The sequence below is a fragment of the Streptomyces sp. NPDC031274 genome, assembly GCF_055570235.1.
In genome coordinates this window covers 53,203-68,760 of record NZ_JBVIHP010000034.1, presented here as the reverse complement: position 1 = coordinate 68,760, position 15,558 = coordinate 53,203, and the positions used below count along the sequence as shown (strand labels likewise).

Genomic DNA, 15,558 nt, shown 5'->3' with positions numbered 1-15,558 from the left:
GTGGTGTCTTGGCGGGGGCTTTGATGGCAGGCAGTAGCGGACGCGCGCCCACGCGCCTCGCCAGGCGGCCCGCTCCGGTCCGTTCCGTGGGAGCGCCCCGGCCGCCCAGGGAGAGCGCGGTGCGGCGGTTCTACACCCGGCTCAAGCGCGCCTGGGACCGGCCGCTGACCGCGTACTACCTCATCTTCGGCAGCAGCCTGCTGATCACCGTGCTCGGCCTGGTGATGGTCTACTCGGCGTCGATGATCCAGGCGCTGCAGCTCGACCTGCCCGCCGCGTACTTCTTCCGCAAGCAGTTCGTCGCGGCCGTACTCGGCTCGGTCCTGCTGCTCGTGGCCATGCGGATGCCCCTCAAGCTGCACCGGGCGCTCGCCTATCCCATCCTCGCGGTGACCGTCTTCCTGATGGTGCTCGTGCAGGTTCCCGGGATAGGGCGCAGCGTCAACGGAAACCAGAACTGGATCTATCTGGGCGGCCCGTTCCAGCTCCAGCCCAGTGAGTTCGCCAAGCTCGCCCTCGTCCTGTGGGGCGCGGACCTGCTCGCCCGCAAACAGGACAAGCGCCTGCTCACCCAGTGGAAGCACATGCTGGTGCCGCTCGTCCCTGTCGCCTTCATGCTGCTCGGACTGATCATGCTGGGCGGCGACATGGGCACGGCGATCATCCTCACGGCGATCCTTTTCGGCCTGCTCTGGCTCGCGGGGGCGCCGACGCGACTCTTCGCGGGTGTGCTCTCCATCGCCGCCCTGCTCGGTGTGATCCTCATCAAGACCAGCCCCAACCGCATGGCGAGGCTCGCCTGCATCGGTGCCACCGATCCGGGCCCCGGCGACCAGTGCTGGCAGGCCGTGCACGGGATCTACGCCCTGGCCTCCGGCGGATTCTTCGGTTCCGGCCTCGGCGCGAGTGTGGAAAAATGGGGTCAACTGCCGGAACCCCACACCGACTTCATCTTCGCCATCACAGGGGAGGAACTCGGCCTGGCGGGGACACTGTCGGTGCTCGCTCTGTTCGCGGCTCTAGGCTATGCGGGTATCCGCGTGGCCGGACGCACGGAGGACCCCTTCGTACGGTATGCCGCGGGAGGCGTGACCACCTGGATCACGGCGCAGGCCGTGATCAATGTCGGTGCGGTGCTCGGTCTGCTGCCGATCGCCGGAGTCCCGCTCCCGCTGTTCTCCTACGGGGGCTCCGCCCTGCTGCCGACCATGTTCGCCATCGGACTCCTCATCGCCTTCGCGCGACAGGACCCGGCGGCAAAGGCGGCCCTGGCCATGCGGCAACCTCGGGTGAGATGGAACACGATGAGACGGCGCGTCAAGGCGCGTTCGTCCGGAGAGCGGTGAATTTCGGTGCATGTCGTACTCGCCGGTGGGGGGACCGCCGGCCACATCGAGCCCGCGCTCGCCCTCGCGGACGCCCTGCGGAGGCAGGACCCGACCGTGGGCATCACGGCCCTGGGCACGGAGCGTGGACTCGAGACCCGGCTCGTACCCGAGCGGGGCTACGAACTCGCGCTGATCCCTGCCGTCCCGCTGCCGCGCAAGCCCACTCCTGAGCTGATCACCGTCCCGGGACGGCTGCGCGGCACGATCAAGGCGGCCGAGCAGATCCTGGAGCGCACGAAGGCGGACTGCGTGGTCGGCTTCGGCGGCTATGTCGCGCTGCCGGGGTACCTCGCGGCCAAGCGGACCGGGACGCCGATCGTCGTGCACGAGGCCAACGCGCGGCCCGGCCTCGCCAACAAGATCGGTTCGCGGTACGCCGCCGGGGTGGCCGTCGCCACGCCCGACAGCAAGCTGCGCAACTCCCGCTACATCGGCATCCCGCTGCGCCACACCATCGCCACGCTCGACCGGGCCCGGGTCCGCCCGGAGGCGCGCGCCGCCTTCGGCCTCGACCCGAACCTGCCGACGCTGCTCGTCTCGGGTGGCTCGCAGGGCGCCCGGCGGCTCAACGAGGTCGTCCAGCAGGTCGCTCCGGTCCTGCAGCGCGCGGGGATCCAGATCCTGCACGCGGTCGGCCCGAAGAACGAAATGCCGTACGTCGAGAACATGCCCGGTATGCCGCCCTACATCCCGGTACCGTACGTGGACCGGATGGACCTCGCGTACGCCGCGGCGGACATGATGCTCTGCCGCGCGGGCGCGATGACCGTCGCCGAACTCTCCGCCGTCGGGCTTCCGGCCGCCTACGTCCCGCTGCCCATCGGCAACGGCGAACAGCGGCTGAACGCCCAGCCGGTGGTCAAGGCGGGAGGCGGACTCCTGGTGGACGACGCCGAACTGACGCCCGAGTGGGTGCAGGGCAACGTACTCCCGGTGCTCGCCGACCCGCACCGGCTGTACGAGATGTCCCGTGCCGCATCGGAGTTCGGCCGCAGGGATGCCGACGACCTCCTCGTCGGCATGGTGTACGAGGCGATCGCGTCCCGCCGCAACGGGTGAGACGGCACTAGAAGGCACAGAAGGCAGGGGACCGTGGCCGGACCGACCACCGCCGAACGGCAGAAATCTGCTTCTGGTGGGTCCCGCCCGCCCCGCCCGCCGCTCTCCCGCGTACGCATGCCGCGGCCGCGCACCCTGATCCTCTCGCTGATCGCACTCGTGGTGCTCGGCGCGGGAGGCGTCTGGCTGCTCTACGGCTCGCAGTGGCTGCGCGTGGAGCGCGTGACGACTTCCGGGACACGGATTCTGACGCCCGAAGAAGTACGCGAAGCCGCCGCGGCCCCGATCGGCGCGCCACTGATCTCGGTCGACACCGACGCTCTCGAAGACCGGCTGCGGAAGAGACTTCCGCGTATCGACACGGTCGACGTCGTCCGTTCCTGGCCACATGGAATCGGTCTGAAGGTGACCGAACGCAAGCCTGTTCTCCTCATCGAAAAGGGCGGAAAGTTCGTCGAAGTGGACGCCGCGGGAGTGCGATTCGCCACGGTCGGAGAGGCGCCGAAGGGTATTCCGCTCCTGGAATTGACGCCGGATCAGGAGAACGCGGCGCAGAGCCTGCGCCGTTTCGACTCCCACCACCTGCGGCGCGAGTCGGTACGGGTCGCGGGAGCGCTTCCGGGCGCGGTCGCCCGCGATACGCGGGTCGTCAAGGTCCGTTCGTACGACTCGATCTCGCTGGAGTTGAGCGGCGGACGCACCGTAGCGTGGGGCAGCAGCGAGAAGGGGCGGACGAAGGCAAGCACACTCACCGCCCTGATGAAAGCCGCCCCCAAGGCGCGGCACTTCGATGTAAGTGTCCCCACCGCCCCTGCGTCATCGACGAGTTGACGCATATCGTCGCAGGCCAGCACCCTGGTTCGGCGGCGCTACGGCTGATCACATAGGGTGAAAAGAAAAACGGGAGGTTCGGCGTGTTCGTTGAACGTGCGCCACTTGTCGACTTAGTGTCCTGTTCGGAAGAGTCCAAGGAACAGACACACTGGTAACCCTAAACTTCAGCGTTAGGGTTCGGGTCGGCGTTCGGACCGTCCCATTCGGCATCAGTCGTCGCGGCGCTTGACCGCGAGGCGGCGACACGTAACTCGAGGCGAGAGGCCTTCGACGTGGCAGCACCGCAGAACTACCTCGCAGTCATCAAAGTCATCGGTGTCGGCGGCGGTGGTGTCAATGCCATCAACCGGATGATCGAGGTCGGTCTCAAGGGCGTCGAGTTCATCGCCATCAACACCGACGCGCAAGCCCTGTTGATGAGCGACGCCGACGTCAAGCTCGACGTCGGCCGTGAACTCACCCGTGGCCTCGGCGCCGGAGCCAACCCGGCAGTCGGCCGCAAGGCGGCAGAAGACCACCGCGAGGAGATCGAGGAGGTCCTCAAGGGGGCCGACATGGTCTTCGTCACCGCCGGCGAAGGCGGTGGCACCGGCACGGGCGGCGCACCTGTCGTCGCCAACATCGCTCGCTCCCTCGGCGCCCTGACCATCGGCGTCGTCACCCGGCCGTTCACCTTCGAGGGCCGTCGTCGTGCCAATCAGGCCGAGGACGGGATCGCGGAGCTGCGCGAAGAGGTCGACACCCTCATCGTCATCCCCAACGACCGGCTCCTGTCCATCTCGGACCGGCAGGTCAGCGTTCTGGACGCCTTCAAGTCGGCGGACCAGGTCCTGCTCTCCGGTGTCCAGGGCATCACCGACCTCATCACGACCCCGGGCCTGATCAACCTCGACTTCGCCGACGTGAAGTCGGTCATGTCCGAGGCCGGTTCGGCCCTCATGGGCATCGGCTCGGCGCGCGGCGACGACCGCGCGGTGGCCGCCGCCGAGATGGCGATCTCCTCGCCCCTGCTCGAGGCGTCCATCGACGGAGCGCGGGGAGTCCTGCTCTCCATCTCCGGCGGTTCCGACCTCGGCCTCTTCGAGATCAACGAAGCGGCCCAACTGGTCAGCGAGGCGGCCCACCCCGAGGCCAACATCATCTTCGGCGCCGTCATCGACGACGCCCTGGGCGACGAGGTCCGGGTCACCGTCATCGCGGCGGGCTTCGACGGCGGGCAGCCGCCGTCCAAGCGCGACACCGTCCTGAGCGCGTCGTCGGGCAAGCAGCGAGACGAGCAGCCGGCGGCCCCGAGCCGTCCTGCCGAGTCCCGTTCGCCCTACGGCGGTCTGGGCAGCGTCACGTCGCACGACGAGCCGTCGACACCGGAGCCCATCGAGGTGACTCCGGTCAACGAAAGCGCGTCCGCGCCTGTGGCCCCGCCGCAGGTTCCGCCGGCCCGTCCCTACCAGGACAGCACGGCCGAAGAGCTGGACGTGCCGGACTTCCTGAAGTGATAAACCGGCACAGCACTGAGAGCGGCGCGCACTTCGCCTTCACCGACAGGTGGGGCGGAGTGAGCGCCGTTCCGTACGAAGAGCTCAATCTCGGCGGTGCGGTCGGCGACGACCCCCGGGCCGTACGGGAGAACCGTGCGCTCGCCGCCGAGTCGCTCGGCATCGACCCGGCGCGGGTCGTCTGGATGAACCAGGTCCACGGCCCCGATGTCGTCGTGGTCGACGGACCCTGGGGCTCGGATGCCGAGATCCCGGCGGTCGACGCCGTGGTGACCGCCCGCCGGGGCCTCGCCCTCGCGGTCCTCACCGCGGACTGCACGCCCGTCCTGCTCGCCGACCCGGTCGCCAAGGTCGCGGCGGCGGCTCACGCGGGGCGGCCCGGGATGGTGGCGGGGGTCGTTCCCGCCGCCGTCGAGACGATGGTGAAGCTGGGCGCCGACCCGGCCCGCATCATCGCCCGCACCGGTCCCGCCGTCTGCGGCCGCTGCTACGAAGTGCCGGAGGCGATGCGCGCCGAGGTCGCGGCGATCGAGCCCGCGGCGTACGCCGAGACGAGCTGGGGCACTCCGGCGGTCGACGTGACCGCGGGGGTGCACGCCCAGCTGGAGCGGCTCGGGGCGCACGACCGGGAGCAGTCGCCGGTGTGCACCCTGGAATCCGGTGACCACTTCTCGTACCGCCGCGACCGGACCACCGGTCGGCTCGCGGGCTATGTCTGGCTGGACTGATAGGGCATGACGGACCGTAAGTCTCAACTCGCCGCGAATCTGGCGGAGGTCGAAGGCCGCATCGCGGCCGCGTGCGCGGCGGCCGGGCGCAAGCGGGAGGAGGTGACCCTGATCGTGGTCACCAAGACCTATCCCGCGAGCGATGTGCGGATTCTCTCGGAACTCGGTGTGCGTCATGTCGCCGAGAACCGCGACCAGGACGCGGCCCCCAAGGCCGCCGACTGCTCCGATCTCTCCCTTGCCTGGCACTTTGTCGGTCAATTGCAGACCAACAAGGTCCGTTCTGTGATCAGTTATGCCGATGTGGTCCAGTCCGTGGACCGGCCCAAGCTCGTCACGGCGCTGTCGGCGGGCGCCGTGCGCGCGGAGCGGGAGCTCGGCTGTCTGATCCAGGTCGCTCTCGACGCCGAGGAGAACGGGCGGGGTGAGCGCGGGGGCGTCGGGCCCGGCGGAATCGAAGAGCTGGCCGCGCTCGTGGCGGACGCTCCGGGGCTGCGGCTCGACGGTCTGATGACCGTGGCACCGCTCACCGGTCCGTACGCGGGGCGGCAACAGGCGGCGTTCGAGCGGCTGATGGAATTCTCAACCCTCATGCGCGCGGCTCATCCGGCTGCGAACATGGTATCGGCAGGGATGAGTGCGGACCTCGAACAGGCCGTGGCGGCCGGGGCGACACATGTGCGCGTCGGTACGGCGGTACTCGGAGTCCGACCCGGGCTCGGGTAACGTCGCCAAGAAGTCGGACCACAGCAGAAAATATGGTCATTCTCGCTGTTGGGCGGGGAGGCCTCGTGGATCGCGGGCAGTTGGTGACGACAGCCGATCCACCACAGAGCGGAGGACTCAGAGCATGGCCGGCGCGATGCGCAAGATGGCGGTCTACCTCGGCCTCGTGGAGGACGACGGGTACGACGGTCCGGGGTTCGACCCCGATGACGAGTTCGAACCCGAGCCGGAGCCCGAGCGGGACCGCCGGCGGCATGAGCCGCCTCACCAGTCACATCAATCCCGTCAGGCGCACGCGCCTGAAAGGGACGAATCGGTACGAGTGGTGCAGCCCCCCGCACAGCGTGAGCCGGTCGCCCATTCCGCTTCGCTAGCCGCGGAATCCGGACGTCCGGCGCGAATCGCCCCCGTGGCATCCATCACACCTGAACGCCAGAGCCTGGAGAAGAACTCACCGGTGATCATGCCCAAGGTCGTGTCCGAGCGGGAGCCCTACCGCATCACCACGCTGCACCCGCGGACCTACAACGAGGCCCGTACCATCGGGGAACACTTCCGCGAAGGCACTCCGGTGATCATGAATCTGACCGAGATGGATGACACGGATGCGAAGCGACTTGTCGACTTTGCCGCCGGTCTCGTCTTCGGCCTCCATGGCAGCATTGAGCGAGTGACGCAGAAGGTGTTCCTGTTGTCGCCTGCTAACGTCGATGTAACGGCGGAGGACAAGGCTCGCATCGCAGAGGGCGGGTTCTTCAACCAGAGCTGAGACGCAAGTGACGCAGTGACGCAGAACCGGTAAACGCAGTACGAGCAACATGGGGAGAGGGAACCGCCAACATGGGCGTGGTCTTGCAGGTGCTTTACATCGCGCTGATGTGCTTCCTCATCGTGCTGATCTTCCGGTTGGTCATGGACTACGTCTTCCAGTTCGCCCGCTCATGGCAACCCGGCAAGCCGATGGTGGTCGTTCTTGAGGCCACTTACACTGTCACTGATCCACCGCTCAAGCTTCTGCGGCGGTTCATTCCGCCGCTGCGTCTCGGGGGCGTGGCGCTCGACCTGTCCTTCTTCGTACTGATGATCATCGTCTACATCCTGATCACCGTCGTGAGCGGCTTGTGAACGATACGGTCTTGCCGAATGCCGACGACTACGTTGAGGTGAAGAGATGCCGTTGACCCCCGAGGACGTGCGGAACAAGCAGTTCACGACCGTCCGCCTCCGAGAAGGCTATGACGAGGACGAGGTCGATGCCTTCCTCGATGAGGTCGAAGCCGAACTGACTCGCTTGCTCCGCGAGAACGAGGACTTGCGCGCCAAATTGGCCGCAGCCACCCGCGCCGCTGCGCAGAACCAGCAGCAGGGCGGCATGCGCAAGCCTCCAGAACCGCAGGACCAGCGCGGTCCTGGTGCCCCCGTGCCCGCCGCAATATCGGGTCCGCAGCCGGTGCCGCCGCAACAGCAACAACAGCAGCAGCACCAGCAGCAGCATCAGCAGCACCAGCAGATGGGCGGTCCGCCGCAGCTGCCCGGTGGCGCGCCGCAGCTTCCCGCGGGTCCCAGTGGGCACAGCCAGCAGGGTGGCCCGCAGGGTCCCGGCCCGATGGGTCAGGGTGGTCCGATGGGCCAGGGTGGCCCGATGGGCGGCCCCATGGGTGGTCCCATGGGCGGCCACGGTCCGCAGATGCCCCAGCCCGGTCAGGGCCCCGGCGGCGACAGCGCCGCGCGCGTGCTCTCCCTTGCTCAGCAGACCGCCGACCAGGCGATCGCGGAGGCCCGTTCCGAGGCCAACAAGATCGTCGGCGAGGCGCGTTCGCGTGCCGAGGGCCTCGAGCGTGACGCCCGTGCCAAGGCCGACGCCCTGGAGCGGGACGCGCAGGAGAAGCACCGTGTGGCGATGGGCTCTTTGGAGTCCGCCCGCGCCACGCTTGAGCGCAAGGTCGAGGACCTGCGCGGCTTCGAGCGCGAGTACCGCACGCGTCTGAAGTCCTACCTGGAGTCGCAGCTCCGTCAGCTGGAGACCCAGGCCGACGACTCGCTGGCCCCTCCGCGGACCCCGGCGGCTGCTTCCCTTCCGCCGTCCCCGGCGCCTTCCATGGCACCGGCCGGCGCGGGCGCCCCTTCGTACGGCGGCCAGCAGTCGATGGGCGGCAACCAGCCCACCGCGGGACCGTCCTACGGCGGCCAGCAGCAGATGTCCCCGGCGATGACCCAGCCGATGGCGCCGGTGCGGCCGCAGGCCCCGCAGCCCATGCAGCAGGCTCCGTCGCCGATGCGTGGCTTCCTCATCGACGAGGACGACAACTGACGGCCGTTTCCACGCCTTAGGCGTCGGCAGCGTTCAGGGCGGGGCCCCCAGATCTTCTGGGGGCCCCGCCCTTTTGTGTCGCTGGGCACGCAGGGCAGAAGGCCCGGTCCGCCAAGATCTTGGCGGACCGGGCCTTCTGCCCTGCCGGGTGCTGTCGGCTGCCTGGTGGCTACGCCCTGCTGCCCGGTGGCTACACCTTGCGGAGGCGGAACGTCAGGGACAGCGACTCGTCCGTGAACGTCTCGCCGTACGCGTCGTCGGCCTCGCCCTGACCGAAGTCCGTGGCGAGCACCTCGTCCGCGATCAGCTCGGCGTGGTCGGACAGGGCCGTGATCACGGCCGGGTCCGTGGAGGTCCAGCGCAGGGCGATCCGGTCCGCGACGTCCAGGCCGCTGTTCTTGCGGGCCTCCTGGATCAGGCGGATCGCGTCACGGGCCAGACCGGCCCGGCGCAGCTCCTCCGTGATCTCCAGGTCGAGGGCGACCGTGGCTCCGGAGTCGGACGCCACCGACCAGCCCTCGCGCGGGGTCTCTGTGATGATGACCTCGTCCGGGGCCAGCGTGATCTTCTCCCCGTCGACCTCGACCGACGCCGTTCCCTCGCGCAGGGCCAGGGAGAGCGCGGCGGCGTCCGTGTCGGCGACGGCCTTGGCGACCGCCTGGACCCCCTTGCCGAACCGCTTGCCCAGGGCACGGAAGTTGGCCTTCGCGGTCGTGTCGACCAGCGAACCGCCGACCTCGGAGAGCGATGCGAGCGAGGAGACGTTGAGCTCCTCGGTGATCTGGGCGTGCAGCTCCGGGTTGAGCGACTCGAAGCCGGTGGCCGCGATCAGGGCGCGGGACAGCGGCTGGCGGGTCTTGACGCCCGACTCGGCGCGCGTGGCACGGCCCAGCTCCACCAGGCGGCGTACGAGGACCATCTGCCGCGACAGGTCCGGGTCGATCGCCGACAGGTCGGCCTCGGGCCAGGACGTCAGGTGGACCGACTCCGGGGCGCCCGGTGTGACCGGCACCACCAGGTCCTGCCAGACGCGCTCCGCGATGAACGGCGTCAGCGGGGCCATGAGGCGGGTGACCGTCTCCAGGACCTCGTGCAGGGTGCGCAGGGCCGCCTTGTCGCCCTGCCAGAAGCGGCGCCGTGAGCGGCGTACGTACCAGTTGGAGAGGTTGTCGACGAACGTGGACAGGAGCTTGCCCGCACGCTGGGTGTCGTAGCCCTCCAGGGACTGCGTGACCTGGTCGGTCAGCGCGTGCAGCTCGCTGAGCAGCCAGCGGTCCAGGAGCGGGCGCTCCGAGGGCGCCGGGTCGGCGTCGCCGGGGGCCCACTTCGACGTACGGGCGTACAGGGCCTGGAAGGCGACCGTGTTCCAGTACGTGAGGAGCGTCTTGCGGACGACTTCCTGGATGGTGCCGTGGCCCACGCGGCGTGCCGCCCACGGGGAGCCGCCGGCCGCCATGAACCAGCGCACCGCGTCGGCGCCGTGCTGGTCCATCAGCGGGATCGGATCCAGGGTGTTGCCCAGGTGCTTGGACATCTTGCGGCCGTCCTCGGCGAGGATGTGGCCGAGGCAGACCACGTTCTCGTAACTCGACTTGTCGAAGACCAGCGTGCCGACGGCCATCAGCGTGTAGAACCAGCCGCGCGTCTGGTCGATGGCCTCCGAGATGAACTGCGCCGGGTACCGGCTCTCGAAGAGCTCCTTGTTCTTGTACGGGTATCCCCACTGCGCGAACGGCATCGAACCGGAGTCGTACCAGGCGTCGATGACCTCGGGGACGCGCGTCGCGGTCTCCTGGCAGGTCGGGCAGGGGAAGGTCACCGCGTCGATGTACGGGCGGTGCGGGTCGAGCTCCGACTGGTCGGTGCCCGTCAGGTCGGAGAGCTCGGCACGCGAGCCCACACACGTCAAGTGGCCTTCCTCGCAGCGCCAGATGGGCAGCGGGGTGCCCCAGTAGCGGTTGCGGGAGAGGGCCCAGTCGACGTTGTTGTTCAGCCAGTCGCCGAAGCGGCCGTTCTTGACCGAGTCCGGGAACCAGTTGGTCTTCTCGTTCTCCTGAAGGAGACGGTCCTTGATGGCCGTGGTGCGGATGTACCAGGACGGCTGCGCGTAGTAGAGGAGCGCCGTGTGGCAGCGCCAGCAGTGCGGATAGCTGTGCTCGTACGGGATGTGACGGAAGAGCAGACCGCGGTCCTGGAGGTCCTCGGTGAGCTTTTCGTCGGCCTTCTTGAAGAAGACACCGCCCACGAGGGGGACGTCCTCTTCGAAGGTGCCGTCGGGACGCACCGGGTTCACGACCGGGAGGCCGTACGCACGGCAGACCTTGAGGTCGTCCTCACCGAAGGCGGGGGACTGGTGGACCAGACCGGTGCCGTCCTCCGTGGTCACGTAGTCGGCGTTGACCACGTAGTGCGCGGGGGCCGGGAACTCCACCAGGTCGAAGGGGCGCTGATAGGTCCAGCGCTCCATCTCGGCACCGGTGAAGGTCTGCCCCGTGGTCTCCCAGCCCTCGCCGAGAGCCTTCTCGACGAGCGGCTCGGCCACGACGAGCCTTTCTTCGCCGTTCGTCGCGACGACGTACGTGACGTCGGGGTGCGCGGCGACGGCGGTGTTGGAGACGAGGGTCCACGGAGTGGTCGTCCACACCAGGAGGGCCGCCTCGCCCGCCAGCGGGCCGCCGGTGAGCGGGAAGCGGACGAAGACGGACGGGTCGACGACCGTCTCGTAGCCCTGCGCGAGCTCGTGGTCCGAGAGGCCGGTGCCGCAGCGCGGACACCAGGGGGCGACGCGGTGGTCCTGGACGAGGAGGTCCTTGTTGAAGATCTCCTTCAGGGACCACCAGACGGAGTCGACGTACTCCGGGTTCATGGTGCGGTACGCGTCGTCGAGGTCGACCCAGTAGCCCATGCGGTTCGTGAGGTCGGTGAAGGCGTCGGTGTGCCGGGTCACGGACTCGCGGCACTTGGCGTTGAACTCGGCGATGCCGTACGCCTCGATGTCCTTCTTGCCGCTGAACCCGAGCTCCTTCTCGACCGCGAGCTCGACCGGGAGGCCGTGGCAGTCCCAGCCGGCCTTGCGGGCGACGTGGTAGCCCCGCATGGTGCGGAAGCGCGGGAAGACGTCCTTGAAGACGCGGGCCTCGATGTGGTGGGCGCCCGGCATGCCGTTGGCGGTGGGCGGACCCTCGTAGAACACCCACTCGGGGCGTCCCTCGGACTGCTCCAGGCTCTTGGCGAAGATCTTCTGCTCGCGCCAGAAGTCGAGCACGGCGTGCTCAAGGGCGGGCAGGTCGACCTGGGCGGGCACCTGGCGGTACTGCGGCTGCGTGTTCAACGCGCTTCCTCCGGCGGACGATTCCGTTCCGTCGGAGGGACGAGAGCCGCTTGTCGCGCTCCCGCGGTACCACCCTCCTTGGCCTTCCTGACGCGCGTGGCGCTCGGAAAGCCCCCTCATTGGGGTCGCGATACCGGGTCTACTGGCCTGCGGCGGGCCTGAGGGCCCACTGCCGGTGGTTCTTCCGGCGGCTCCGGGGTGATCTTCGCGTCGTGCCTGCCCCCGGGCTCACACCGTCCCCGGGTCGCTCATGGCCGCGTACGCCGCTACTCGTCCCCATCCACGCTTCTCGCTGCGCCCAGTGTACGGGGCCGGGGCGGACGAGGCCGACCGCTTATTCGGGCGGGGCACAGGGTCCTTTTCCCGCCCGGGAACGGGCCTGTGCCCCGGGCCGCCGGGACGGCCGGAACTGACCCGAATGGCGACATGCCGGATGGCCGGATCCCGGGCCGTCGTACGGGGCGGATTACCGCGCTGGGAGCTGGGCACAACGCATGCATGCTTTTCGCGCGCACCCGTGGGGCGGGCGGATCGGGCGGCGTGCCCCGTTGCCGCGGGCTCTGAGTCGATTTATCGTCCCAGCACGATTCGCGTGCAAGATCACAAAATGTGAAGGGGCCGCGGCCATGGTGGCGAAGAAGACCGCCGTACAGGATTCGGCGTCGGGCAGATCCACGGGCGCGGCCACGAAGAAGACCGCCGCCAAGAAGGCAGTGGCGAAGAAGGCGGCAGCCAAGAAAGCCGTCGCGAAGAAGGCGGTCGACATGGTCGCCGGCGCAGGCAAGAAGACAGCGGCCGAGGAGGACTCCGCCAAGGAGCCCGCCACGGCGAAGAAGGCCTCCGCGGCGAAGAAGGCTCCCGCGGCGAAGAAGGCGGCTGCCAAGAAGGGCACGGCCAAGAAGAGCACGGCCAAGAAGACGGCTGCGACAGCGGCCGAGGGTGCGGCTCAGGCCGCGGAGACGACGGGAGCCACGACAGTGGTCACGAAGAAGACTCCGGGCACGGCGACGGCAGCGAAGAAGCCGACGGCGGTGCCCAAGGCGCGTATCGCCGCCGCAGAGCCCGGTGAGCTCGCCGTACGGCCCGGCGAGGACCCCTGGACCCCGGAGGAGGTCGCGGAGGCCCGTGCGGAGCTCCAGAGCGAGGCGCTGCGGCTCGGAGCCGAGATCTCCGCCTCCGAGGACGCCCTGGCGGGTCTGATGCGCGACTCCGGGGACGGCGCGGGCGACGACGACGCGGACACCGGCACGAAGAACATCACGCGGGAGCACGAGATGTCCCTGGCCGCCAACGCGCGCGAGATGCTCGAGCAGACCGAGCGCGTCCTGGAGCGGCTGGACGCGGGAACGTACGGCATCTGCGAGAACTGCGGTAATCCCATCGGCAAGGCGCGGATGCAGGCGTTCCCGCGCGCGACCCTGTGCATGGACTGCAAGCAGAAGGAGGAGCGCCGCTACTGAAGGCGGCCTGACCACCTGCCACCGTACGTGTGTGCCGTACTCTCGTCCCCAGTCAGGTACCTAGGTTGAGGGACTCACGTGGCAGAGGCGGAGCGCATCATCGGTACGCCGGACATCCCTGAGGCGGCTGGGCAGGACGAGGCCGGCGAGCAGGCGTCGCCGGACGAGCAGCGGCCCAAGGGCAAGCGCAAGATCCTCGTCCTGTTCGCGGTCGCCGTGCTGGCGTACGCCCTGGACCTCGTCAGCAAGATGATCGTCGTCGCGAAGCTCGAGCACCACGCGCCGATCGAGATCATCGGCGACTGGCTCCAGTTCAACGCCATCCGGAACGCGGGCGCCGCCTTCGGGATCGGCGAGGCCTTCACCGTGATCTTCACCTGCATCGCGGCGGCCGTGATCGTGGTGATCGCCCGCCTGGCCCGCAAGCTCTACAGCCTGCCCTGGGCGATCGCCCTCGGCATGCTGCTCGGCGGCGCCCTGGGGAACCTCACCGACCGGATCTTCCGCGCCCCCGGAGTGTTCGAGGGAGCGGTGGTCGACTTCATCGCGCCGAAGGGCTTCGCGGTGTTCAACCTCGCGGACTCGGCGATCGTGTGCGGCGGCTTCCTGATCGTGATCCTGTCGTTCCGCGGTCTGGACCCGGACGGCACCGTCCACAAGGACTGACCAGGGGCTGACCAGGGCCTGAGCGGTGGCGGAGCCTCCCGCGGGGGCTCTCGTGGTGCGGGAGTGTCGGTGGCCTCCTGCATACTCAATGGGTGAGCACGATTCCCGAGATCCGTACCCTGCCCGTGCCGGACGGCCTGGAGGGCGAGCGCGTCGACGCCGCCATCTCGCGCATGTTCGGTTTTTCCCGCACGAAGGCCGCCGAGCTTGCGGCGGCAGGCAAGGTGATGGTCGACGGCAGCGTGGTCGGCAAGTCCGAGCGCGTGCACGGCGGCGCCTGGCTGGAGGTGGAGATGCCGCAGGCGCCCGCTCCGGTGCAGATCGTCGCCGAGCCCGTCGAGGGCATGGAGATCATCCATGACGACGACGACATCCTCGTGATCGTCAAGCCGGTGGGCGTGGCCGCGCACCCGAGCCCCGGCTGGACCGGCACCACGGTGATCGGCGGCCTCGCGGCCGCCGGGTATCGCATCTCGACCTCCGGAGCCGCCGAGCGCCAGGGCATCGTGCACCGCCTCGACGTGGGCACGTCCGGTCTCATGGCCGTCGCCAAGTCGGAGCGCGCGTACACCTCCCTGAAGCGGCAGTTCAAGGAGCGCACGGTCGACAAGCGCTACAACGCGCTGGTGCAGGGCCACCCCGACCCGATGAGCGGCACGATCGACGCCCCCATCGGACGCCACCCGCAGCACGACTACAAGTGGGCGGTCACGGCCGAGGGCAAGCCCTCCGTCACGCACTACGACCTCATCGAGGCGTTCCGCGCGGCCTCACTGCTCGACATCAAGCTGGAGACGGGGCGCACGCACCAGATCCGCGTGCACATGGCGGCCCACCGCCACCCGTGCGTCGGCGACCTGACGTACGGCGCCGATCCCACCATCGCCAAGCGGCTCGGCCTCACGCGCCAGTGGCTGCACGCGGTGCGGCTCGGCTTCGAGCACCCCGGCGACGGGCAGTGGGTGGAGTTCGAGAGCACGTACCCCGACGACCTTCAGCAGGCGCTCGACCGGGTGCGGGCAGAGAGTTCATGAGCGCGCGGTTCACCTGCCGGATCGCGGTCGGGGCCGACGACCTTGAGGCCTGCTTCCGGGTCCGCAAGGAAGTCTTCGTGGTCGAGCAGCAGGTCCCCGAGGACCTGGAGTACGACGCGTACGACGCCGACGCGGTGCACGTCCTCGCGGTCCGCGACGACGGCCTCCCGCTGGGCACGGGCCGTCTGCTCACCGGCGCGGCGGCCGCGGCCAAGAACGGCGGGGACAGCGAGGTGGGCGCGCTCGGCCGCCTCGCGGTGACACGGGAGGCGCGCGGACTGGGCGTCGGCGCGGCCCTGGTGCGGGCGATCGAGGACGCGGCACGCGCGCGTGGCCTCACCGCAGTCGACCTGCACGCACAGACGCAGGCCCTGGGGTTCTACGAACGCCTTGGCTACGTGGTCTACGGCCCCGAGTTCCCGGACGCGGGCATCCCGCACCGGGCGATGCGCAAGCCACTGGGCTGAGCGCCGGACAGCGGCAGCGGTGCCGGAGGGGCATCGGCCCGGTTCGTCGGAACGCGTG

At 69.2% G+C, this 15,558-nt stretch carries 14 protein-coding genes; 13 read left to right on the top strand and 1 reads right to left on the bottom strand.

The window, feature by feature from the left end:
• The first annotated feature begins 23 nt into the window (after positions 1-23).
• The 9 genes from ftsW to ACZ5CR_RS38270 all read left to right on the top strand — a co-directional run bounded on the left by ftsW (position 24) and on the right by ACZ5CR_RS38270 (position 8,542).
• Positions 24-1,346 carry a putative lipid II flippase FtsW gene (gene ftsW, locus ACZ5CR_RS38310; protein ID WP_468866455.1) on the top strand — a complete coding sequence of 441 codons (1,323 nt, stop codon included), beginning with the start codon at positions 24-26 and terminating at the stop codon, positions 1,344-1,346.
• A 6-nt stretch (positions 1,347-1,352) separates the two neighbouring features.
• Complete coding sequence (gene murG, locus ACZ5CR_RS38305; RefSeq protein WP_361188817.1) at positions 1,353-2,447, top strand: undecaprenyldiphospho-muramoylpentapeptide beta-N-acetylglucosaminyltransferase; 1,095 nt, start codon at positions 1,353-1,355, stop codon at positions 2,445-2,447.
• Between the two features lie 33 nt (positions 2,448-2,480).
• Positions 2,481-3,278, top strand: a complete 798-nt coding sequence (locus tag ACZ5CR_RS38300; RefSeq protein ID WP_468866452.1) for a cell division protein FtsQ/DivIB — start codon at positions 2,481-2,483, stop codon at positions 3,276-3,278.
• Between the two features lie 275 nt (positions 3,279-3,553).
• Complete coding sequence (ftsZ, locus tag ACZ5CR_RS38295) at positions 3,554-4,777, top strand: cell division protein FtsZ (RefSeq protein WP_468866450.1); 1,224 nt, start codon at positions 3,554-3,556, stop codon at positions 4,775-4,777.
• Positions 4,774-5,505, top strand: coding sequence for a peptidoglycan editing factor PgeF (pgeF, locus tag ACZ5CR_RS38290; RefSeq protein ID WP_468866448.1), 732 nt, complete (start codon positions 4,774-4,776; stop codon positions 5,503-5,505). Before ftsZ ends, pgeF begins: the two co-directional genes overlap by 4 nt.
• Before the next feature lie 6 nt (positions 5,506-5,511).
• Positions 5,512-6,231 (top strand): YggS family pyridoxal phosphate-dependent enzyme, encoded by a 720-nt coding sequence (locus tag ACZ5CR_RS38285; RefSeq protein WP_468866446.1) that lies wholly within the window; start codon positions 5,512-5,514, stop codon positions 6,229-6,231.
• Between the two features lie 124 nt (positions 6,232-6,355).
• Positions 6,356-7,000: a cell division protein SepF gene (locus ACZ5CR_RS38280; RefSeq protein WP_468866443.1), complete on the top strand. Its 645-nt coding sequence runs from the start codon at positions 6,356-6,358 to the stop codon at positions 6,998-7,000.
• Between the two features lie 71 nt (positions 7,001-7,071).
• Positions 7,072-7,356, top strand: coding sequence for a YggT family protein (locus ACZ5CR_RS38275; protein ID WP_190081397.1), 285 nt, complete (start codon positions 7,072-7,074; stop codon positions 7,354-7,356).
• A 46-nt stretch (positions 7,357-7,402) separates the two neighbouring features.
• A complete protein-coding gene (locus ACZ5CR_RS38270; RefSeq protein ID WP_468866440.1) occupies positions 7,403-8,542 on the top strand; it encodes a DivIVA domain-containing protein in 1,140 nt (379 codons plus the stop codon).
• 190 nt (positions 8,543-8,732) lie between these two features.
• On the opposite strand, the gene ileS is transcribed toward ACZ5CR_RS38270, so the two are convergent.
• Entirely contained in the window at positions 8,733-11,873 is a 3,141-nt protein-coding gene (ileS, locus tag ACZ5CR_RS38265) for an isoleucine--tRNA ligase (RefSeq protein WP_468866438.1), read from the bottom strand.
• Positions 11,874-12,499: 626 nt separating this feature from the next.
• On the opposite strand from ileS, the gene ACZ5CR_RS38260 reads away from it, so the two are divergent.
• The 4 genes from ACZ5CR_RS38260 to ACZ5CR_RS38245 all read left to right on the top strand — a co-directional run bounded on the left by ACZ5CR_RS38260 (position 12,500) and on the right by ACZ5CR_RS38245 (position 15,500).
• Positions 12,500-13,333 carry a TraR/DksA family transcriptional regulator gene (locus tag ACZ5CR_RS38260; RefSeq protein WP_468866436.1) on the top strand — a complete coding sequence of 278 codons (834 nt, stop codon included), beginning with the start codon at positions 12,500-12,502 and terminating at the stop codon, positions 13,331-13,333.
• Positions 13,334-13,411: 78 nt separating this feature from the next.
• Positions 13,412-13,999 carry a signal peptidase II gene (lspA, locus tag ACZ5CR_RS38255; RefSeq protein ID WP_468866435.1) on the top strand — a complete coding sequence of 196 codons (588 nt, stop codon included), beginning with the start codon at positions 13,412-13,414 and terminating at the stop codon, positions 13,997-13,999.
• A gap of 92 nt (positions 14,000-14,091) precedes the next feature.
• The gene (locus tag ACZ5CR_RS38250) at positions 14,092-15,033 is read left to right on the top strand and encodes an RluA family pseudouridine synthase (RefSeq protein WP_468866433.1); all 942 of its coding nucleotides are present in this window, start codon (positions 14,092-14,094) and stop codon (positions 15,031-15,033) included.
• The gene (locus tag ACZ5CR_RS38245) at positions 15,030-15,500 is read left to right on the top strand and encodes a GNAT family N-acetyltransferase (protein WP_468866431.1); all 471 of its coding nucleotides are present in this window, start codon (positions 15,030-15,032) and stop codon (positions 15,498-15,500) included. The genes ACZ5CR_RS38250 and ACZ5CR_RS38245 overlap by 4 nt, the downstream gene beginning before the upstream one ends.
• The last annotated feature ends 58 nt before the right edge of the window (positions 15,501-15,558 follow it).